The 19,486-nt window shown below is 43.5% G+C and carries 20 protein-coding genes; 10 read left to right on the plus strand and 10 right to left on the minus strand.

Annotation, left to right across the window (positions count from 1 at the left end; translation table 11 throughout):
- The first annotated feature begins 18 nt into the window (after positions 1 to 18).
- Positions 19 to 513, plus strand: a complete 495-nt coding sequence (parS, locus tag FSB76_RS05995) for a type II RES/Xre toxin-antitoxin system antitoxin (protein ID WP_147052660.1) — start codon at positions 19 to 21, stop codon at positions 511 to 513.
- Positions 513 to 968, plus strand: coding sequence for an RES family NAD+ phosphorylase (locus FSB76_RS06000; RefSeq protein WP_147052661.1), 456 nt, complete (start codon positions 513 to 515; stop codon positions 966 to 968). The genes parS and FSB76_RS06000 overlap by 1 nt, the downstream gene beginning before the upstream one ends.
- Positions 969 to 1,121: 153 nt before the next feature.
- On the opposite strand, the gene FSB76_RS06005 is transcribed toward FSB76_RS06000, so the two are convergent.
- Both FSB76_RS06005 and FSB76_RS06010 read right to left on the minus strand, forming a co-directional pair.
- Entirely contained in the window at positions 1,122 to 1,832 is a 711-nt protein-coding gene (locus tag FSB76_RS06005; RefSeq protein ID WP_147052663.1) for a PH domain-containing protein, read from the minus strand.
- Positions 1,833 to 1,891: 59 nt separating this feature from the next.
- On the minus strand, positions 1,892 to 2,878 hold the full coding sequence (locus FSB76_RS06010) for a LuxE/PaaK family acyltransferase (RefSeq protein WP_147052664.1): 987 nt from the start codon (positions 2,876 to 2,878) through the stop codon (positions 1,892 to 1,894).
- A gap of 202 nt (positions 2,879 to 3,080) precedes the next feature.
- Between FSB76_RS06010 and FSB76_RS06015 the strand changes: the two genes are divergently transcribed.
- A complete protein-coding gene (locus FSB76_RS06015; protein ID WP_147052665.1) occupies positions 3,081 to 3,578 on the plus strand; it encodes a DUF1203 domain-containing protein in 498 nt (165 codons plus the stop codon).
- An 18-nt stretch (positions 3,579 to 3,596) separates the two neighbouring features.
- On the opposite strand, the gene FSB76_RS06020 is transcribed toward FSB76_RS06015, so the two are convergent.
- Positions 3,597 to 4,808 (minus strand): IS4 family transposase, encoded by a 1,212-nt coding sequence (locus FSB76_RS06020; protein ID WP_147052667.1) that lies wholly within the window; start codon positions 4,806 to 4,808, stop codon positions 3,597 to 3,599.
- A gap of 236 nt (positions 4,809 to 5,044) precedes the next feature.
- Between FSB76_RS06020 and FSB76_RS06030 the strand changes: the two genes are divergently transcribed.
- On the plus strand, positions 5,045 to 5,716 hold the full coding sequence (locus FSB76_RS06030) for a lipid-binding SYLF domain-containing protein (RefSeq protein ID WP_147052670.1): 672 nt from the start codon (positions 5,045 to 5,047) through the stop codon (positions 5,714 to 5,716).
- A gap of 246 nt (positions 5,717 to 5,962) precedes the next feature.
- Positions 5,963 to 6,637, plus strand: coding sequence for a lipid-binding SYLF domain-containing protein (locus tag FSB76_RS06035; RefSeq protein WP_147052672.1), 675 nt, complete (start codon positions 5,963 to 5,965; stop codon positions 6,635 to 6,637).
- Positions 6,638 to 6,725: 88 nt separating this feature from the next.
- Here the strand turns inward: FSB76_RS06035 and FSB76_RS06040 are convergent, their stop codons facing one another.
- Positions 6,726 to 7,724: a fumarylacetoacetate hydrolase family protein gene (locus tag FSB76_RS06040; RefSeq protein WP_147052673.1), complete on the minus strand. Its 999-nt coding sequence runs from the start codon at positions 7,722 to 7,724 to the stop codon at positions 6,726 to 6,728.
- The gene (locus tag FSB76_RS06045) at positions 7,721 to 7,999 is read right to left on the minus strand and encodes a hypothetical protein (protein ID WP_225976432.1); all 279 of its coding nucleotides are present in this window, start codon (positions 7,997 to 7,999) and stop codon (positions 7,721 to 7,723) included. Before FSB76_RS06045 ends, FSB76_RS06040 begins: the two co-directional genes overlap by 4 nt.
- Before the next feature lie 215 nt (positions 8,000 to 8,214).
- Between FSB76_RS06045 and FSB76_RS06050 the strand changes: the two genes are divergently transcribed.
- From FSB76_RS06050 to FSB76_RS06060, 3 genes are all read left to right on the plus strand, one after another.
- On the plus strand, positions 8,215 to 9,546 hold the full coding sequence (locus tag FSB76_RS06050) for a MutS-related protein (RefSeq protein WP_158642849.1): 1,332 nt from the start codon (positions 8,215 to 8,217) through the stop codon (positions 9,544 to 9,546).
- A 171-nt stretch (positions 9,547 to 9,717) separates the two neighbouring features.
- Positions 9,718 to 10,611 carry an Rpn family recombination-promoting nuclease/putative transposase gene (locus tag FSB76_RS06055; protein ID WP_147052678.1) on the plus strand — a complete coding sequence of 298 codons (894 nt, stop codon included), beginning with the start codon at positions 9,718 to 9,720 and terminating at the stop codon, positions 10,609 to 10,611.
- Positions 10,612 to 10,615: 4 nt separating this feature from the next.
- On the plus strand, positions 10,616 to 10,795 hold the full coding sequence (locus FSB76_RS06060; RefSeq protein WP_147052680.1) for a hypothetical protein: 180 nt from the start codon (positions 10,616 to 10,618) through the stop codon (positions 10,793 to 10,795).
- Between the two features lie 283 nt (positions 10,796 to 11,078).
- On the opposite strand, the gene FSB76_RS06065 is transcribed toward FSB76_RS06060, so the two are convergent.
- The 5 genes from FSB76_RS06065 to FSB76_RS06085 are packed head-to-tail and all read right to left on the minus strand — an operon-like array spanning position 11,079 to position 15,354.
- Positions 11,079 to 11,597, minus strand: coding sequence for a hypothetical protein (locus FSB76_RS06065; protein ID WP_147052682.1), 519 nt, complete (start codon positions 11,595 to 11,597; stop codon positions 11,079 to 11,081).
- A gap of 38 nt (positions 11,598 to 11,635) precedes the next feature.
- Positions 11,636 to 11,983, minus strand: a complete 348-nt coding sequence (locus tag FSB76_RS06070) for a tetratricopeptide repeat protein (RefSeq protein WP_147052683.1) — start codon at positions 11,981 to 11,983, stop codon at positions 11,636 to 11,638.
- 4 nt (positions 11,984 to 11,987) lie between these two features.
- The gene (locus tag FSB76_RS06075; RefSeq protein ID WP_147052685.1) at positions 11,988 to 12,341 is read right to left on the minus strand and encodes a hypothetical protein; all 354 of its coding nucleotides are present in this window, start codon (positions 12,339 to 12,341) and stop codon (positions 11,988 to 11,990) included.
- A 4-nt stretch (positions 12,342 to 12,345) separates the two neighbouring features.
- A complete protein-coding gene (locus FSB76_RS06080) occupies positions 12,346 to 14,787 on the minus strand; it encodes a penicillin acylase family protein (RefSeq protein WP_147052686.1) in 2,442 nt (813 codons plus the stop codon).
- A gap of 39 nt (positions 14,788 to 14,826) precedes the next feature.
- The gene (locus tag FSB76_RS06085) at positions 14,827 to 15,354 is read right to left on the minus strand and encodes a thermonuclease family protein (protein ID WP_158642850.1); all 528 of its coding nucleotides are present in this window, start codon (positions 15,352 to 15,354) and stop codon (positions 14,827 to 14,829) included.
- A 288-nt stretch (positions 15,355 to 15,642) separates the two neighbouring features.
- On the opposite strand from FSB76_RS06085, the gene FSB76_RS06090 reads away from it, so the two are divergent.
- A complete protein-coding gene (locus FSB76_RS06090; protein WP_147052690.1) occupies positions 15,643 to 16,236 on the plus strand; it encodes a DUF6624 domain-containing protein in 594 nt (197 codons plus the stop codon).
- Positions 16,237 to 16,532: 296 nt separating this feature from the next.
- On the plus strand, positions 16,533 to 19,433 hold the full coding sequence (locus FSB76_RS06095) for a PAS domain-containing protein (RefSeq protein WP_158642851.1): 2,901 nt from the start codon (positions 16,533 to 16,535) through the stop codon (positions 19,431 to 19,433).
- Positions 19,434 to 19,486: the final 53 nt, after the last annotated feature.

Here is a 19,486-nt window from a genome sequence, read left to right on the forward strand (position 1 = left end):
GTAATTATATTTGTATATATGTCGTACAAAACAAAAAAAGAAACGCAAAACGTGCTCCACGAGCCTATGGTAGCCTATGGCAGCGTAGGTACTATGCCTTCGTTTTATAATCTGCTTGGGGGCGCAAAATCCTTAACCCTCAACTCCGATTTTGACATCATTAACCTGGCTCGTCAGGGTTTCCCTAAAAGTGCGCTACTTTCACTGGCAAAAAAAATATCTTTAACCCTACAGGAGTTAGCCGTTATCTTACACATTAGTGAGCGCACATTACAGCGCTACGAAGACGATGCCATTATTAAAACTGAATACGCCGAAAAAGCCGTTGAACTTGCCCGCCTTTATACCCGTGGGCAGGAAGTTTTTGGATCGATGGATAAATTCAAAACCTGGATAAAAACACCATCACTTATTTTCAAAGGCGAAGCCCCGGTTACTATACTGGATACATCGGCCGGTTTTGATATGGTTTTTAAAGAATTGGGCCGTATTGAGCACGGTATTTTTGCCTAATGATCCTTTACCGCATCAGTAATTGTAATTACGCCGGCGATTTAAGCGGTACAGGTGCCCGCTTGTATGGTGGCCGCTGGAACAGTGAAGGTAAATCGATGCTTTACATGGCTTCATCACGGGCGCTGGCGGTGCTTGAGGTATTAGTCCATTTGCCTCCCCTATTGGTACCTGACAATTTTTGCCTTGTAGAAATTGAGATTCCCGAAGATAACATCTATACATTAGCCCCTGCATTATTGCCCATAAACTGGCGGGACATACCTCCCCCGGTGATACTACGCCAATTAGGCGATGACTTTTTAAAGAAATGCGAATTCCTGGTAATGAAAGTACCCTCATCCATAGTACCTGCCGAATATAATTATCTGCTAAACCCATTGCATCCCGAAGCATTAAAAGCCAAAGTGACAAACCGGGAGTCCTTTAGTTTTGACGAAAGGCTTTTGAATTAGTTTTGGCTGCGCCGTCATTGGTCATTTCGCTACGCTGTCATTAGTCATTGAACTTTTACAATCCAAACATCAATAGCTAAAACTAATGATGGCGGTTTTGAAAACCCATCGCTTTTTTTTTAAATGACTAATGACCGACGACTAATGACCAACCTAAAAATCGCTCAGTAAATCGAGCTTCTTGGCATTGTACTCTTCCTGAGATATCAGGCCGTTATCAAAAAGCATTTTAAGCCGCTTTAACTTTTCGGTAAGTTCATCCGGTTTTGGGGCCGCAGCTTGCTGCGCAACCGGCTCGGGTGCCGGGGTTGGAACAGGCGGAGCAACAGGCGCTGGTGCCGGTGCTGGTATTTGTGGAGCTGCTACCGGCGCCTGGGCGGCAAACACCTGCTGGGCGGGCGTTGTACGGGCCGCGTTATCAAACTGAACAGCGCCGGATTCTGCGCGTTTTTGCTCCAGGTCGCGTTGGCGGCGGGCTTCACGTTCAACTTCTTTACGTTCCTGGGCGTATTGGTATAACTTACGCCCCTGCACCTTAGGCAGGTAATCAACAGCCATTTCGGCTCCGTTAGTGGTTTTTACGCTGAATATGGCGCCGATAATCTCCTCTTTTGTATATACATCAACAATATCCTTCCATACAAAATCAACAAATTTGATGGACAGGCCCAGGTTAGCCGGGGTAAAAAATAAGATACGCTTATTGGTTATGGCAATACAATCCGGAAATAAATTCACCAATGGCTTTTTTTGAACCGCTATATAAATGATCTCTTCACCAGAAGAAAGCAGGTCGACCAGGCGGAAATAAACTTTCTCAACCGTTTTTGGATCTTGTTCCTCGTTTAAAAATTTCTCAATCATGTTTTCAGCATTTATGATGCGTGCAAAAATAACAATAATACTTAAGTTGGCTATAAGTTTTAAGCAATCAGCAAATTACATCCACGAATATCGCTTTGATCAAACCGGCCCAACACCTCAAACGAGCCATCGGTATAGGTTTTACCCAAATCCTGTGTGGCTATGAATGAGCAAGAATTAATATTAGCCAGGTCGACCACGTTAATTCCGCCTGTTTTTCCATTGCTTAACGTGGTGATAGGATCGTTAGTATCGCGGATGATGATTTGCATCCAGGGCGGGCAATCAAAAATCCCCTCCCCTTTTGAGTAAGCTTGTGATAACAATTCCGTCATGCCGTATTCAGAATGTATAGCGCTTACCCCGAAACCTTTACACAAAGCCTGGTGCAATTCCTCGCGGATCATCTCCTTACGGCGGCCCTTCATACCACCGGTTTCCATTACAATTAACCCTGGGAAATTGATACTGTATTGCTCAATAAAATCAAGCAACCCAAAGGTAACCCCTATTAATAACGTAGGCTTTTGAGCTTCCTGCTGTTTTATAAGCTGTTGATAAAGTTCATAATGGTTATATAAAAAGAAGCCGCTATCCGGGTTATCAGACTGTTTTATCAAATCATCAACCATATAAATAAGCGACGAGCCTTCGCGCTCCAGGTAAGAAGGCAACAGTGCTAATACCGTATAGGCCTTAATATCACCATAAAACAGCCCGAATGCATTCCTGAAACTATCTTCGTACCAGGTTTTATCCGTTACATGGTGACTGCTGGTTATCATGCCCGTTGTGCCCGAACTGGTAAAGGTAACCTCAATTAGATCATTTGAACTAACAACGGCATGAGATTTAAAAAACTCGATAGGCAAAAAAGGAATTTTTTCAACGGTGGTAACTTTTGTCAAATCGATTTTTAGCCCTTCGATAAACTGTCTGTATATGACGCAATTTTGGGCCTGGTATTTAAAAACCTCCAGCGCCGTTTGCTCAAACTGCTCTTTATTATTTATCGAAAAAACCTGTTGTTTACCGGGGATCGTCATGCAGGGCAAAGATAACCGTTGATTTATGGATTTTCTGTCTGAATCAGAATTTTCAGAATTAAAGAATAAGAAGGATTAAAAATTACATTCTGAAAATTTTAAAATCCTGAAAATTCTGATTCAGACAACACGATTTCCGCAAGTTCCGGGTTTTAACTCATTGCCCGTTGTGCCAACTTTGATCTACATAAAAAACAATATCATGAACAACTTTAAAATTGTGCCGCTATCCAAAGCGTTCGTCCAAAAAATAAAAGCAACCATGACCGACGACTTTGGCAACCCGGTTGTTGAGCAACTGGCAACCGGCCTGGGCCCCTGCCGCGTATCCTTAAAACCGTTTAACAAAGGTGTTGACAAGCGGCTACTATTTAAACACTCACCCTTTGAACTTGAAAATGCTTACAACCAACCCGGGCCGGTATTTGTCAATGCCGAAGATGTAGAAGAGTATGCCGACATATTCCGCTTCCCGCCCGAAATTAAGGCGAATAAACAAAGCTTTCCGCTATCACTTATTGGATACACTAAAGATCAGATGATGGCTTTAACACGTTTGGTTGGCGATGCTGATGTGGATGAATTGATAAACGAGTTATTTGACCAACATCCCAACATCGAATATCACTGTTGTCCGGGGAAATTTATAAACACAGAAAAAACCGGCTCCCAATTAAATAAAGGCAGTTTTAAGTGGTAATTCAAAAATCAAGGCCCTTTAGAAAAGCGTAGCCGCAGTTGGTTCAGGCGGCTTGTAGTTTAACAAGGCTTTCTCTGGGTCAAAAAGGAAAGCCATCAGGTTGATATAGGTCATCAGGTGATGCTTGACCATAGCTGCTAAGTTAGCGTAAGACCATTTCCGTTTACCGGCTTTGTTGACTTGGGAAAGGACGATCTGGACAAGGAGGTCGCATATCAGCATAGACCAGACCTGTATTTGGATAGCATTGACATTATCCCCCAAAAAGTACCTCAACGGGTATCGCTGCTTGATGCGTTTGAACAGTAATTCTATCTGCCACCGTTTTTTATACAAAGCAGCGATCTGTTCGGGCGCAAGAGTGGGCTCGTTGGTAATGAACGCGAGCTCTTTCTGGGTGGCAGGGTCCTTAAAAACGACCCTGCGGGCCCGGATAAGGGATACTTTGCGCCTGTTGCTATGCCGTCCAAGCAGCAGGGACTGGTCAGCTATTACCCCCTGTTCGGATGAATAGGTAGAAACAGGGGATTCGGACAACAACTGGTAGTTTGCATCATTCTTCTGCCGGGTAACCCAGGCAATGCCCTGTGCGCCCCACGCCTCGAATTGTTTATAATTGGTATAAGCCCGGTCAAAGACGACTATAGAGCCTGGCGGTACCTGTACTTCCTGCAGGAATACAAGGTCGTGGTGCCTGGCTTCCGTAAGTAAGGTAAAACAGGGCAAATTATGTTCCGCATCGATCATTACGTGGGCTTTTATCCCGCCTTTCCTTTTGCCATTGCTTTTCGACATACCTGCACCGCCCATAATATTCGAGAAAAGGGAGATCGTGGTCGAATCGATAATGAAAAGCTTCTTAAGCGAAGGGCGGCTGTCCGGTAAACTTCCGTAGAAATATCTGTACAGTTGATGATAGGCCGCCGCGAAGAAATCAGCCGGGCGCCTGCTATTGGCATCCGACAGCGTGCTCCTGCGTGGGGTATTGGTCAACCCCAGATGGAGAAGCCTGCTTCGGTTCGCCTGTAACCCCGTAACCAATTCACGCAGGGAAAGGCATTGGAAAAAGCCTTGGTAGAGCATCGTGACCAAGTGGTCGTAACTCATGAATGACTTACAATACCTATCGGCAGAATACTTTTGGCTTTGCTTTGAAACAATATGGCGGGGGATCAAACTAAGCAATTGTGCGAATACCGGCTGTCCGCTAAAAAAATTATCTTTGGGCATAAAGAATAGTTTGGTGTGGTAACTAAAGCTACTCTTTTAAAAGGAGGTTATGCCTCCTTTTTTATTTCCCCGGACAACAGTGATCGAATATCTGCATGCGCGCAACGCCCAGGCCTGTTGTTTTATCTGCAAAATTGAGCGCAAATAACAACACAGTTAAATAATTTAATTTAAAAACAACCAGCGGGGTATATGGGTTGATTATACATCAACAATTACATTAAATATTATACCCCATGAAAACATTAAAATTTCTGGCTATCCCATTGATGCTTAGCCTATTTTTTGTCCTGATATCGGCCAAAGCCGGCGATAAGGAAAACGAACGTGTGCACAGCGCTTCAAACGTATTGAAAGATTTTTCTAAAATGAAAGAAAGCATACCGCGCCAGCTGCTTCAGCAATATGAGGGAATTGTAATTATACCCAAACTAATCAACGCCGGCCTGGGCATAGGCGGCAAGCGTGGTAAGGGTATAGCTATGGTAAAACTGGCCGATGGCAAATGGAGCAACCCTGTTTTTGTTACTTTAACCGGTGGCAGTTTTGGTTTGCAAATAGGTGTACAATCAGTCGACCTGGTTTTGGTATTCCGTCATAAAGGAGTGCTGACCAAAGTTAAGAACGGCGACTTTACCATTGGTGGCGATATCTCAGCAGCAGCCGGCCCGGTTGGCCGCAGTTCAACAGCCAGTACCGATTACAAACTGGAAGCCGAGGTGTACTCCTACTCTCGCAGCCGGGGCTTATTTGCCGGCATTACCATCAATGGCTCAAATCTTGGTATCGACAAAACAGCCAATGCCAAGTTTTACGGAAATAACGATTCGTCAAAAGATATTTTCGCTATGTCTAACAGTAAAAAAGAGTCGGTTGTTGTGTTAAAGGAAACTTTAAGCGCTTTTTAAGCATTACAATTCTAACAAAATACCGGCTTGTTTTTCCACTAAAAAAAGCAACTGCGTTAGGTTTTAGCTAAAACAAATCAATGGCGATGAGTTATTTAACTTCATCGCCATTGATTTGTAAGCTACAGTTTTATTAACCGCGATTTCCCCGTAAGTCATACAAAGGTTAATAAATAACACAAACAACTGCACGTTTTATGAGTTGCTTACGTTAATTGCTAACATTGCATTTAATTTACACACCCTATGAAAACGTTAAAACTGTTAAAATTTCCGTTAATATTAAGCCTTTTTTTTGTGCTGATATCGGCCAAGGCCGATGATAAAGAAACGGAGCGGATCCAAAATTCGGCAACCGTGCTCAAGAACTTTGCCGAGATGAAAGAAAGCATTCCGAGCGAGTTGATGAAAAAATATGAAGGCATCGTAATTATCCCAAAATTGATTAATGCCGGCCTGGGCATTGGCGGTAAACGCGGCAAGGGCGTGGCTATGGTGAAGCTTGCCGATGGCAAATGGAGCGACCCGGTTTTTGTTACCCTTACTGGTGGCAGCGTTGGCTTCCAGATAGGTGTACAATCTGTTGATCTGATCCTGGTGTTCCGTCATAAAAGCGTGTTAACCGATATTAAAAAAGGCAATTTTACTATCGGCGGCGATATATCGGCTGCTGCTGGCCCGGTTAACCGCAATAAATCGGCAACTACCGATTATAAACTGGAGGCCGAAATTTATTCTTATTCGCGCAGCCGTGGTCTTTTTGCGGGCATCAGCCTGAATGGCTCGGGCCTGAACATTGATAACAATGCCGATGAAAACTATTACGGCAATACCGATTCGTCGCAGGACATTTTTGAAAGTGCAAAAAACGATTCGGAAGAAGTTAAGGACTTGAAAGATGCTTTAAAAGCGTTTAAATAGTCTTAAGTTCTAAGTCCGAAGTCTTAAGTTTAAAGTCGAGAAAACAAATCAGACTTCGGACTTAAGACTTCGAACTTTAGACTTCGACCTATTTCTTCTTCAGGTTGAGTATCGAAAAATCGTCCTTAGCCTTTGTGATTATATTACCAAGCATGCCCAGGCCGGTAACTTCCATTTCTACCAGGTCGCCATCCTTTAGCCACTGAGGCTGATACGACGGATCATTTGACACCTCCGTTCCGTTAAGTTCCAGGAAACAGCCTGTGCCAACCGTCCCAGATCCTATTACATCGCTGGGCAACACATCGCATCCATAGGCGCAACGTTCGATGATCTCGGCGAAGGTCCATTCCATATCGGCCATATTACCGGTAGATACCTGTTTACCATTTACCACGCATTTCATTTCCAGGTTATAAGCATTACCGGTATGGCCGGGCTTGGCAGGCACTTTATATTTTTCCAGTTCATCGGGCGTTACCAGCCAGGGACCAATTACAGTCGAAAAATCTTTGCCCTTTGCAGGCCCCAGGTTTAGCAGCATCTCTTCCATTTGCAGGGTGCGGGCGCTCATATCGTTCATGATCATAAACCCAGCAATAAAACTATCTGCGTCTGCAGCGCGAATGTTGCGGCCTTTTTTATTAAGCACAACAGCTACTTCCAGCTCAAAATCAAGCTTATCAAAATGATCGGGCATGCATTCAATTTCGCCGGCGCCTTGTATGGCGTTGTGGTTGGTAAAATAAAATATAGGGTATTGGTCAAATTCGGGGATCATGGCAACACCACGATTGCGGCGGGCGGTTTCTACATGCTGCCTGAAGGCATAGGCGTCGCGGCATGATGATGGGTGAGGCACGGGGGCTATTAACTCAAAAAACAATTCTTCTTTAGCTTCCATTTTACCGCTGCTGATTGCGGCATGTACCCTGCGCGCGTGATCCATCAGTTCATCGCCGCCCCACAAAAACTCGTTCATATTATCGGGTATCAGCTTATCGCAGGAGTTGAGGTTATAAATATGGCCGTTTACAAAAACGCCCAAATGCTCCCGGTCTTCGGTTTTGTAGGATACTAATTTCATGGATTTTTGGTTTTATAGATGGTTAGAAAGGTCTTTCGGAGGTATAGCAAATGAAACATCACGTTGCAGGTTGCTATGGTGAGTAAGGCTACGCCTAAATTCGTTACCAAAAAGAGTGCAGAAAAATATTCATGGCGCTGATGGCCTGCTGTTCTTCCACCAAGCCTCCAATAAGCAAGCCATGGGAAGCCCACTGATGTTACACCATCAACAGGAGCGTTATTTTTGGAGTAAAATACGGTCAAAAAAACAAAAACTAAGATGGCAAGTAACATGGGTATTACGCTTATCCTCATGTTTGGCTTATTTTATAAACGGTTATATCAAAGCTAATGAATTTTAGTGAGGGATTAAGAGAAGGATATAGCTTTGTTAAATTTTATAATGAACAGCACTTTTTCGCGAAAGGCGATTTACACCGAATTAAATAATACAGGCACGGAAAACTACATTCTTGTTTTGAGCGTTGATGTTTCTTACCGGCACCCTTATGAATTTCGATATAGATAGGCAAACGCTCAATGATTTGGCAATATTTCAAAATAACAATTCCCGCCAATCTATATATAACCTCTTCAGCCATACCAATACAATTGGCGGCAGCGAAGCGCTGCATGATATGTTCAACAAGCCGCTTACCGATCCTGTTCAGATAAGAGAAAGAATAGAAGTATTTCTCTACATCGCGGAACACAATATTACCATTGACCTTAATAGAAACGATTATGATTTTGTAGAATTTTATCTCAAAAAGCATTATCATCCGAAACCATTTTCAGTTATAACTGGATTCTTAGAAAAAATCATACATACATTCAATAACAACAATGATTACTATGTAATAAAAACCGGTATAGAAAGTACGCTGGCAATACTCCATAGCTTAATAAATTACGCTGACGCACTTCAGGGCCATCTGCCCCAAAAAATACAGGAATTCCGCTCTGCTATTTTAAATACTTTCAGGCCCGAAGAGCTTTTATGGCTCAAACAATTGATAAAGAAACCTAATCGCAACGCCGCGGATATGGCAAAAGCCGACCACCTCTTCAGGCAGCTTGCGTACGAGAAAATGAAAGCTTTGTTGAATGTTGCCTATCAGTTAGATGTTTATCAATCCGTTGGTTTAAGTGGTAAAAAGCTTGGTTTCACGTTGCCGATAGTTAATGAAAATAATGCGAGGGCGTTAACTATCCAGGGATTATTCCATCCGTTTATTGCCAATCCTAAAGATAATGATATAGCATTCAGCGCCGGCAGGAACGTTTGCTTTATTACCGGAACCAATATGGCGGGCAAATCATCGCTGCTTAAATCAATTGGAATTGCTATCTATTTATCCCAAATAGGCTTTCCTGTGCCTGCTAAACATATGGCCACCCCGACCTTTAAGGGCCTGATTACAACCATAAACCTGGCCGACGATCTTGAACAGGGACATAGCCACTTTTATAAAGAGGTTCTGCGGGTAAAGCAGGTTGCCGAAAAATTAAATCAGTCAGAAGGTATTTTTGTGATTTTTGACGAGTTGTTCAGAGGTACAAATGTTAAAGATGCCTACGATGCCTCCCTGGCTATAATTGCGGCCTTTGCAGAAGTAAAAACCTGTTTCTTTTTAGTTTCTACACATATTGTTGAGGTTGCCCATGAATTATCGTCCATCGAAAATATTAATTTCAGGTATATGGAAACTATTTTTGAAGACACCAACCCTGTAAACACTTATAAACTTAAAGAGGGTATTACAGAAGAGCGATTAGGCATGTGGATTGTAAAAAATGAACGGATCCTGGAAATAATAAAAAACGCTTTAAAAACATAGGATTCCTCAGAAAGAGCGGGTCATTTACTATTGAATGTGCCAAACCAGCCTTTGGTAAAGAGGCCGATAAAAACAAATACAAGTGTCCCTTTACATCCCTTTGACGTTTTATCCCGGTGCGGGCTACCTTCGTGGCGATGGCGAATAGGGAATAAACTTTTATATTTGACTATGCCCAACAATAAACCACCTGTTACTGGTAAATACATCGACCCTTTAGTTGATTTCGCCTTTAAAAAAATATTTGGCAGCGAACCTAATAAGGATTTACTGATCGCTTTTTTAAACGAAGTGTTCAGGGGGCGCAAGCACATTGTAGATTTGGTTTACAATAAAAATGAACATCCCGGCGATATTAAAGACGAAGGCGCTGCTATATTTGATTTGCTATGTACAGGCGATAGTGGCGAACGTTTTTTAATTGAAGTACAACGGGCAAAGCAAGGGTATTTTAAAGAAAGGGCTTTATTTTATACTTCCCGCCTCATAAGCGAACAGGCACCAAAAGGCAAACGCAATGCCTGGGGTTACAACATAGCCGAAGTATATTTAATAGCCTTGCTGGAAGATTTTACGCTGGAAGATAGCCCGGCAAATAGATACTTGCATGATATTTGCCTGTGCAACAGGGATACCGGCGAAATATTTTACGATAAACTGGGTTATACGTACATAGAATTAGGTAAATTTGTGAAAGATGACATCGAACTGGAAACCGATTTGGACAGGTGGCTTCATGTATTAAAAAATATGAGCCGGTTTGAGAAAATCCCGGTTTATCTTCGGAAACCCATATTTGAAAAACTATTCAGTATTGCGGAGTATACTAATTTGACAAAGGAGGAAAAAGCCATGTATGATAGCAGTTTAAAATACAAATGGGATAATAAGAATGTGCTGGACTATGCTATTCAAGAAGCTGATACGAAAGCCCGTGAAGAAGAGCGTACAAAGGCATTTGAAGAAAAAATAGCAATTGCCCGTGAAATGAAAAAGGACGGTCTGCCAGTTGCCCAAATCTCAAAGTTTACTAAATTTTCTATTGAGGAAATAGAAAAGCTTTAAAGCCATGTATGATAGCAGCTTAAAATACAAATGGGATAATAAGAATGTGCTGGAGTATGCCGAGGCTAAAGCGAGGCACGAAGAAGCGCTCTCCATTGCTTCTGAAATGAAAAAAGACGGTCTTCCAATTGCCCAAATTGTAAAATTCACTAAGCTCCCTATTGAAGAAATAGAAAAGCTATAGTATTTTATTGGGTGCTATCTTTTGAAAACCCAAATCCTAATTGATAATTTTCAGATTTGATACAGGCCCGACTTACATCAAATCCAAAAGCGCCTTTTAATCAGTTGATTGGTTTACTTATCGTGAAGATGCGGGGCGGCTAAAATGAACCGTGCCGATGGCACTCAATTGCTGTTCTCTATTATATTCAACGGGTTGAAACCATTGCTACAAAACGTGTCAGGGCTATGCCCTCGAGAAATCAAACAGCCCTGAAAGGGTTCAAAATCCACAATGCCATCATCTACTCTAATTCTAAAACGAGCGCCGAATGCTCACACAAAGTAATAACCCGCCAGCCGGCCAGCGCTTCTTGTACAGCCTCGTGATTTATTGCAGCCAGGCCAATGTATCGCCCGCTGTCTTCATCAACATGTAATTCATGATCATGATCGGTGTGCGTAGTACCTTCGCTGCATTGTTTACAAAGCATCCTCACGGTCGACCAATCTTCCATTTCAACACCGGAATTGCGACACAACTCCTTAAGCTTTTCCACATCCTGCTTTACTTGTGTATAAGCAGTTACTGAAAACGTTTTATAGGCCGACTTGCTCAACAGTTGAAGTTCATTAAACACAGGCACTTCGGTTCCATCTTCAAGCTTTCGATGGCCTACGGCAGCGCCATCGTTAAGTAACATATCACCAAACCTGTGGCCCGATTTGGCTAAAGGAATATTTTCAATGACTGTTCTTGCAGGATCTATGCGCTTGCACCAAACAACCTCGCCATCGGTATCGGGATTTAATCTTATAGGCACCGCACCTAATACAAGATCAGGTTCTTCATCATTAATTTCTACTTGACACCAAATTTACTCCAGGATGTTCTTGCGGTTTTCCAATCCTTCAATGCGGTTGCAGCTATACCAAGGTTCCAAATCGCGGCCTCGTCATCTTTATCCAGTTCAACCGCAATTTTATTATGCTTATATGATAATTGCCAATTGCATTGGTATTTGTATAACAAGCCAAGATTATAATGAGGTACCGCCCAACTTTCGTCTGCTTTAATGACACGATGATAACAAGCTATCGCATCGGCCGTTTCGCCACGTTCTTCATGGGCGATAGCATTTTTTAATAATTGTTTTGCCGAGTTTTTTGATATACTAATATTACGCTTCAGATAATTTATTAATCCCATAAACTTACGCCCGAATATCGGCCTCCTTTTCAAAAGCCTTTTTAACCAAAAGCCCCGATAAAGCCGAAAACCCCGCTACCAAACCACCAACTACACCAGTGATAACCAATATTAACCACCATGAGGGCAAATGAAACAGCGCAGCTATGCGTTTGGCCAAAATATGATCGTTGGGGATACTTTTAAACAGGGCCAGCACTATCCATACAATAAATACAGCGCCAAAACCCGAAATAAATGCCTGCCTTGCTGTTTTACCAACAAAAAGCGCGGCCAAAAAGGCGGCTATAGCCACTACCCACCAGGGTAAAAAGAAACCGCTTGCAAAGGATAATATGAGGATAATGAGGAATAACATAAGCTTATTTTTGATTGCTGATGGTTAGGGTTGTTTTAATACGGCTTGATTTTTCGGCAGGCGATTGCATAAACAGCAGCTCCTTCAGCTCGCCATTTTGCCAGGTTTTGAGCATATCATCATAGTAGAAACTACCGGGGTTGCCGCTTTCGCCGCCAGGGAAAATCCCGTAGCCTTTTACCGTTGGCCCCATTTGTACCACCATACGCCATGACGGGCCGTGCCCGTTATTTAAGGCGTTGATGGTTGATCCGGTTCCGCCCGATTCAAAATTGCCCGAGCCTAAAGCTTCCTGGTTGGTAAGATGGGCAACCTCCATTTTTTTAACCATACCCCATTGCCAGGCCTTACCGGGCTGGCCGTATTTGTGTACCATATCATCAACTATGTTGGTAAATGCCGCATTTATAATCTCGGTACAGGTTTCTTTAACCGGCGTGCGGGTATCATCAAACCATTTTGAATTGGGTTCTTTGGCTATCAGCTTTTCGGTACGGTCCATTGATGGGTAATTGTCCCGCAGGTTTTTAGCGGCAAAATCATCACTCCATATCATATCATATATTTTAAGCCACCACGCATTAAAAATGCTTGCTCCTACCGAATTTATCGCGAAGTTTTTATCCCAGTTTTTTAACGTGTTATAAGCTACAGTTTGGGTTTTATCCAGCTTGCTGGCATCAAGGTATTTGAGCAGCACAGGCATCATATCCTGCGCGCGAATGCTGTATACATCCGTCTGTAATATCCGCATACTATCTACGGTAGCGTTGTGCATCACGCTAAGCCTGTCATTAATGCGCTTACCACGCTGGTATGGGGCAAACTGCCAGTTAATATAGTAAGGGTAGGTTTGATCTGTTGATGATTGGTTGGCCGAACTTACAAAACCCCGCGGCGGATTTTTAACCGTTGGGTTTTGATCGAACGGAATCCAGCCGTGCCAGTCGTCGGCAGGGTCGGTGCCGTCCAGTATAAACTTGCCCTGGTCTTTATATTTCAATGGGAATTTACCGTTGGGGGTTATAGCTATGTCTTTATCGCGGCTGGCAAATACAAAGTTTGATGCCGGGGCATTAAAATAAGTAAGCGCCTTGCGGTAATCATCGTAGTTTTTACCGTGGTTCAGGATGTACATGGTCATCAACTCGTTTGATCTGTCGTGCGCTATCCATCGCAAGGCATCGCCAATGGGCACAAAACCGGGGGTATGCTCGGTGGTTTTACTTTTATCTTCATAAACTACCGGCCCATGATGGGTGTAAATAACGGTATCAATTAAAGGCTTTTGGCCGCGGATATTAATCACCTCTACCCTGCGTGTAGTTTTATTCCACCGGTTATTGTACCAGTACTCGTTCTTTTTATCATCTTTAAATTTAACCTGGTACCAGTCCAGCACATCGGCATCTACGTTGGTAATACCCCAGCTAATGTTGTTGTTAAAACCCAATATGATACTGGGCGCCCCCGGCAAACTTACCCCATATACATTTACCCCCGGCGCCGAAAGCTGCAGCTGGAACCAGATGGATGGATAGGTTAAATTTAAATGCGGGTCATTGGCCAAAATAGGGTAACCATTAGCGGTTTTGCTGCCTGCAACTGCCCAGTTATTGCTGCCAATACCTTCCTCTTTCACCACGCGCTTGGCGCTATCATTCATAGCCGCCAAAAAGCTGCCGGATGGCTTGGGGATAGGCAGCGGCTTAAAGTTCCATTTGGTGCCTGCAGGAATAATAGGATCTTCGCGCATAGGATAATCCGGGAACAGGTCGTTAGTAGCATTGGCGCCAAACTTTTTAAGCACATTACTCATGGCAAACTCGTTGGAGCCACCTGCCAGCGTCTCGGACATTAGCTTCAGTAAAAAGGCGCAATTAATGGGTTTAAAGTCTTCAGGGGCGTAATCCAATAGTTTAAACTCCAGCGGATATTCGCGCGGGCCAAGCTGGTGTATGTAGGCGTTAATGCCATCGGTATACGCCAAAATCATTTCGCGGATGGGTTTGGCGGCCATCATTTCTTTCAAAGAGTTTTCGGCACCGTAAACCATCCCCATGCGGCGGTGGTAGCGATCAATCTCCAAAGCCTGCGGGCCTGCGATTTCGGCAAGCCTGCCTGCGGCGCTCCGGGTTTGTATATCCAATTGCCAAAGGCGCTCCGTTGCCGTTACATAACCCTGGGCATAGTACAAATCATGTTCGTTATCAGCAAATATGTGGGGGATTCGGTTTTCATCGTACTTAATAATAACCTTGCCGGTTAGCCCGGTAAGGTTTAATGTACGCGATGCTAAAATATGTTTACTCTCGGCATTTTGCCAAAAACCGTCTGCCGGGCTTAAAAACTTACCCACCGGTGGCACCGGGCCGTGTTTGGTTTGCAATAACCAGATAAGGGCAAGGGTAAAGGCTATGGAAAAAAACGCTTTTATAAATTTCATCAGTCAAATGAGGGGGATATCGACTATAAAGTTAAGGTTTTAATACGCTTCTTCAAGCTTTGGCCTACGCTTGCGGTAATGTTTTTTTGGTTTTTGCTGCAGGCTGTCGGGTTGGGTTGTCAGAGCACCCGCTTTTTTCTCGCGCCTGTACTCCCATGGAGGTGTCGGGTTGCCATCGGCCCAAAGGCCCAGCCTTCTTTGGCGGGCTTCCTGTTCATATCCGGCCAGTTGGGCGCTTTGCGAATATTGTTTGTATTGCCATGCGTAACCGCTTTTTACCAACTGGTAATTTACATTGGTGCCGTCCTCTAAAATAACCAGGGCTACCGTGCGGCCGTAACGGTCATGCACGTTACCTACCAGCTTTACGTACTTGCCAAAGCACAAATCCGAAGTGAACTTTTTAGCTGCCTGACCAAAGGCCTGTGTTTTTTCGGGGCAATCTACTTCGGCCAGCCTTACAGTCACTTGCTGGTTATCGCTGCTAAGCAGGCCAATGGTATCGCCATCTTTAATTTTTACCACTTTATACAGGAATTCTGGCTTGGGGTTACAGCTCCAGAGCAAGAGCAAAATGACAAGGAATAGCGAGGAATATTTTTTGAACATGAAAATTGGATGTGCAGATTTCAGATGTGCAAATATGCAGATGATGAGCGTATTTTTGTACTGATTTTGATTTTTTGCCAGAGCCGGAATTCATCGAATTTAGGAATTTTTAGAATTCTGCTAATTCATTAATTCTATAAATTCCGGTTCAGAAACATCTGAATTTGATCGGATAACTACGTTCTTGTGAAGGTGATCTTTTATCGGTTTTGAATTTAACCATAATTAACTATATCTTTAGTTAATATGAAAACATTAACCTTTTTACTCCTAATTTTTGGATGCTTTGGCCTTCCGCCATCAGCCCAAACCAGCAAATTAAACCCGGCGTTAATCAAAAAAATTGATTCGATGTTTAAAGACGACCAATTTTGGCGGATAGAAGATCAAAAACTACAGCGCAATCAAAAATCGGTTTACAGCGCCGAAACTATCCAGCAAAAATGGGCCGAAGCCGACAGTATTAATGAGATTAAAGCAAAGCTCATCATTAAAAAATATGGGTTTCCCGGTTACGACCAGGTTGGCGAAACAAGCAACGATTTTTGGGCGATAGTGCAGCATTGTGATGATGATATTGCCTTCCAGGAAATGGTACTGGCACTGTTAAAAAAAGAAGTGGATAAAAACAATGCCAGCAAAACCAATTACGCGTTGCTAACCGACAGGGTATTGGTAGGCAAAAATCAAAAACAAATTTACGGTACCCAAATAAAGCGCGACCCTAAAACCGGCAAATGGGCGCCCTTCCCGTTAAAGTACCCTAAACTGGTTAATAAGCTCAGGAAGCAAATGGATTTAGGCCCGCTGGCCGATTATGTAAAGCAGTTTAACAGGTGATAATTCTAACAATTAACAAAATTTGCCTAACTTATCTGCTATTTTACCAATGAACCAATGAACCAATGAACCAATGAACCAATGAACCAATGAACCAATGAACCAATGAACCAATGAACCAATGAACCAATGAACCAATGAACCAATGAACCATTGAACCATTGAACCAATGAATAATTTCTAAAACAATTTCACAGTTAATATCATTTTAATATCTGCTATTCGTTTAGTAATCTTGTATACATCTTTCTATAGCTTAAATGGCTTTAAAACACAGTTCTGCATTACCCCCGGAAATGTTAAGGGTTTTTGAGACCTTGCCTCAGCCCTACCTCATACTCTCGCCCGCACTTTATATGCTTACTGCCAGCAATGTTTATTTGCAGCTTACCAACAAAACCCGCGTTGGAATTGAAGAGCAGTATCTTTTTGATGTATTCCCCAAAATTCCGGATTGGTCATCAGAAGAAGGCGGAATTGCCCTTTCGCTGAGTAAAGTATTGGAAACCCTGCAGCCACATCAGTTGCCCGTGATGCGGTTTGATATACCGGTCTTTGATGATCAGCAACGGTTAGAAGAGCGCTATTGGAAAACCTCGCATACCCCGGTTTTGGATGCCGAGGGCGAAATTTGTTACATCATTCATCATACCGAAGACGTTACCCGGCAGGTGCTTGCCGAACGTGCTTTAAAAGACAGCCTGGATAAAGAAACCCAGGCGGCCGCCACAGCCGAAAGACTACGCAGGCAAATTGAAAAACTTTTTGCGGAAATTCCGGCCCAGATTGCGATAGTTACAGGGCCCGATATGGTGTACGAATTTATAAACCCGCGCTATAAAACAGAACTTTTTCCTAATCGGGAAGTGTTGGGCAAGCCTTTGTTATATGCCCTGCCCGAGGTAGCCGGTCAGCCAATTTGGGATATCCTGCAACATGTGTACAAAACCGGCGAAACCATTGCAGGCAACGAGATCAACATCCCGCTGGCCGATGAGCCGGGCGGCCCCGTTAAAGAACATTATTTTAACTACGTGTACCAGGCCGTGCGCAATGACGATGGTGAAATAACATCGGTTTTAAGTTTTAAATATGAGATAACCGACCTTGTTTTGGCCCAAAAGCGCCTGGAGCAAAACGAGGCAGAGCTATTGGCTTTAAACTATGGTTTGGCCAACGCCCATGAAGAAGTACAGGCCAGTAATGAGGAGCTGCAATCGGCAAATGAAGAGTTGCATACCACCAACGAAGAACTTTTCAGGGCGCAGCAAAATATCCAGCTGCTGAATGATGAACTGGAAGAAAGGGTTCAGCAACGTAATATAGAACTGTTTAACGCCCAGGCCGAGGCCGCCCGGGAGCGCGACAGGCTAAAACGTTTTTTTATGCAGGTGCCAACCGGAATTTGCGTGCTTGACGGCCCCGAAATGGTATTTGAACTGGTAAACCCTTCCTATCAACAACTTTTCCCCGGGCGGGATATATTAAGAAAACCCATTAAAGAAGCACTGCCGGAGTTGAACGGAACTCCGATTATTGATATATTAAAAAGCGTGTATTACACCGGCAATACCTTTGAAGGCAAAGAGCTTTTGGTACCCCTGGCACGCAAGGCAGGCGGCACCATTGAAGACCGTTATTTTAATTTTATCTACCAGGCCCGGTATGATGCCGAAGGCGTTGTTGACGGCATTTTGGTTTTTGTTTTTGAGCTGACTGAAACCGTACTTACCCGCCAAAAAGAGAAAGAAAACGAGCAGCGTTTTCGCTTTTTACTTAACGCCATGCCACAACAGGTTTGGACAGCCCGCCCCGATGGCTCATTGGATTATGTAAACGAAGTAGTTTGCGACGATTTTGGCCAAAGTATGGACCAAATATTGGGCCGCAGCCTGCAAGAGTTTATCCACCCCGACGACAGGCAGCTTAGCTCCAAAAGATGGAAGGCCGCGCTACAGAGCGGCACAGAATTTATGGTGGAGTTTCGCCTCAAATTTCACGATGAGCAGTACGTTTGGCATTTGGCCCGGGCGCTCCCGCTGGTGGAGAACGGGCAGATCAGGTTGTGGCTGGGTACAAATACCAATATCGAAATTCAAAAAAATAACGAACAAAAGAAGGATGAATTCCTGTCTATCGCCAGCCACGAGCTAAAAACGCCGCTAACCAGCATCAAAGCATTTAACCAGTTAATGCAGCGTACGGCAGATCCGCAGAAGCTTGGCAACTTTGTTCAAAAATCGGCCTCGCATGTGTTGCGACTGGAAAAGCTGATTAATGACCTGTTGGATGTAACCCGCATTAACGCTGGCAAAATTGAGTATACCATGGAGCCTTTCAACTTCCTGGAGATGCTTAAAGATAGCATCGAGAGCGTGCAGCAGGCTACCACATCGCACCGGATCATACTTGAAAAAGCAGATGATGTAACTTATACCGGCGACCGTTTCCGGCTGGAACAGGTAGTAAATAATTTACTCAGCAACGCCATCAAATATTCGCCCGAAGGCGAAAAGGTATTGGTTAATTGCAGCGTACATGCCGATGGCAGCATCATAGTTTCGGTAGAGGATTTTGGCATCGGCATCGAAGAAAAGAACCTGATGCGGCTGTTTGACCGTTACTACCGGGTTGATAACACCGCTATGCGGTTTGAGGGGCTTGGCCTTGGCCTGTTTATATCGGCCGAGATATTAAAAAGGCATAATGGCAGCTTTTGGATTGAAAGCACACCGGGTAAAGGCTCAACTTTCTTTTTCAGGCTGATACCCGAAACACTTACTAAAACCGTACCCATTGCAGATAGCGATACCCATTACCAGGATGATACCATTACCATCAAATTAAACCAGCAGCACAAGCGCCTTGATGTTGATTGGATAGGGTTTCAAAACCTCGAATCGGTACAGCATGGCTGTTTAAAAATGCAGGATATGCTTATTAAAAACAACGTAAGCAAGGTGCTTAACAGTAACATTCATGTTTTGGGTAATTGGTCGGAAGCATCTGACTGGGGTAATACCGAATGGTTCCCTGACATGGAGAAAGCCGGATTGCGATACTTTGCCTGGGTACACTCGCCAAGTGTTTTCAGCCAGCTATCTGCCCGAAAAAGCATTTACACATTAAAAGGCAAATTGGCGATTGAGTTTTTTACAGATATTAAATCGGCAGAGGAATGGATAGAAAGTAAGTAGTGTTAACTCTGGAGTCTTAAGTCTTGAGTTCTAAGTCAGAAAAAAAACTCCGG

It is taken from the genome of Mucilaginibacter ginsenosidivorax, from assembly GCF_007971525.1.
In the GTDB taxonomy this organism is placed as follows: Bacteria; Bacteroidota; Bacteroidia; order Sphingobacteriales; family Sphingobacteriaceae; genus Mucilaginibacter; species Mucilaginibacter ginsenosidivorax.

What these genes read in the sequence shown, in the direction of transcription:
- parS (WP_147052660.1), top strand. Translation starts at nt 19, where the DNA reads ATGTCGTACAAAACAAAAAAAGAAACGCAAAACGTGCTCCACGAGCCT.
- FSB76_RS06000 (WP_147052661.1), top strand. Translation starts at nt 513, where the DNA reads ATGATCCTTTACCGCATCAGTAATTGTAATTACGCCGGCGATTTAAGC.
- FSB76_RS06005 (WP_147052663.1), bottom strand. Translation starts at nt 1,832, where the DNA reads ATGATTGAGAAATTTTTAAACGAGGAACAAGATCCAAAAACGGTTGAG.
- FSB76_RS06010 (WP_147052664.1), bottom strand. Translation starts at nt 2,878, where the DNA reads ATGACGATCCCCGGTAAACAACAGGTTTTTTCGATAAATAATAAAGAG.
- FSB76_RS06015 (WP_147052665.1), top strand. Translation starts at nt 3,081, where the DNA reads ATGAACAACTTTAAAATTGTGCCGCTATCCAAAGCGTTCGTCCAAAAA.
- FSB76_RS06020 (WP_147052667.1), bottom strand. Translation starts at nt 4,808, where the DNA reads ATGCCCAAAGATAATTTTTTTAGCGGACAGCCGGTATTCGCACAATTG.
- FSB76_RS06030 (WP_147052670.1), top strand. Translation starts at nt 5,045, where the DNA reads ATGAAAACATTAAAATTTCTGGCTATCCCATTGATGCTTAGCCTATTT.
- FSB76_RS06035 (WP_147052672.1), top strand. Translation starts at nt 5,963, where the DNA reads ATGAAAACGTTAAAACTGTTAAAATTTCCGTTAATATTAAGCCTTTTT.
- FSB76_RS06040 (WP_147052673.1), bottom strand. Translation starts at nt 7,724, where the DNA reads ATGAAATTAGTATCCTACAAAACCGAAGACCGGGAGCATTTGGGCGTT.
- FSB76_RS06045 (WP_225976432.1), bottom strand. Translation starts at nt 7,999, where the DNA reads ATGTTACTTGCCATCTTAGTTTTTGTTTTTTTGACCGTATTTTACTCC.
- FSB76_RS06050 (WP_158642849.1), top strand. Translation starts at nt 8,215, where the DNA reads ATGAATTTCGATATAGATAGGCAAACGCTCAATGATTTGGCAATATTT.
- FSB76_RS06055 (WP_147052678.1), top strand. Translation starts at nt 9,718, where the DNA reads ATGCCCAACAATAAACCACCTGTTACTGGTAAATACATCGACCCTTTA.
- FSB76_RS06060 (WP_147052680.1), top strand. Translation starts at nt 10,616, where the DNA reads ATGTATGATAGCAGCTTAAAATACAAATGGGATAATAAGAATGTGCTG.
- FSB76_RS06070 (WP_147052683.1), bottom strand. Translation starts at nt 11,983, where the DNA reads ATGGGATTAATAAATTATCTGAAGCGTAATATTAGTATATCAAAAAAC.
- FSB76_RS06075 (WP_147052685.1), bottom strand. Translation starts at nt 12,341, where the DNA reads ATGTTATTCCTCATTATCCTCATATTATCCTTTGCAAGCGGTTTCTTT.
- FSB76_RS06080 (WP_147052686.1), bottom strand. Translation starts at nt 14,787, where the DNA reads ATGAAATTTATAAAAGCGTTTTTTTCCATAGCCTTTACCCTTGCCCTT.
- FSB76_RS06090 (WP_147052690.1), top strand. Translation starts at nt 15,643, where the DNA reads ATGAAAACATTAACCTTTTTACTCCTAATTTTTGGATGCTTTGGCCTT.
- FSB76_RS06095 (WP_158642851.1), top strand. Translation starts at nt 16,533, where the DNA reads ATGTTAAGGGTTTTTGAGACCTTGCCTCAGCCCTACCTCATACTCTCG.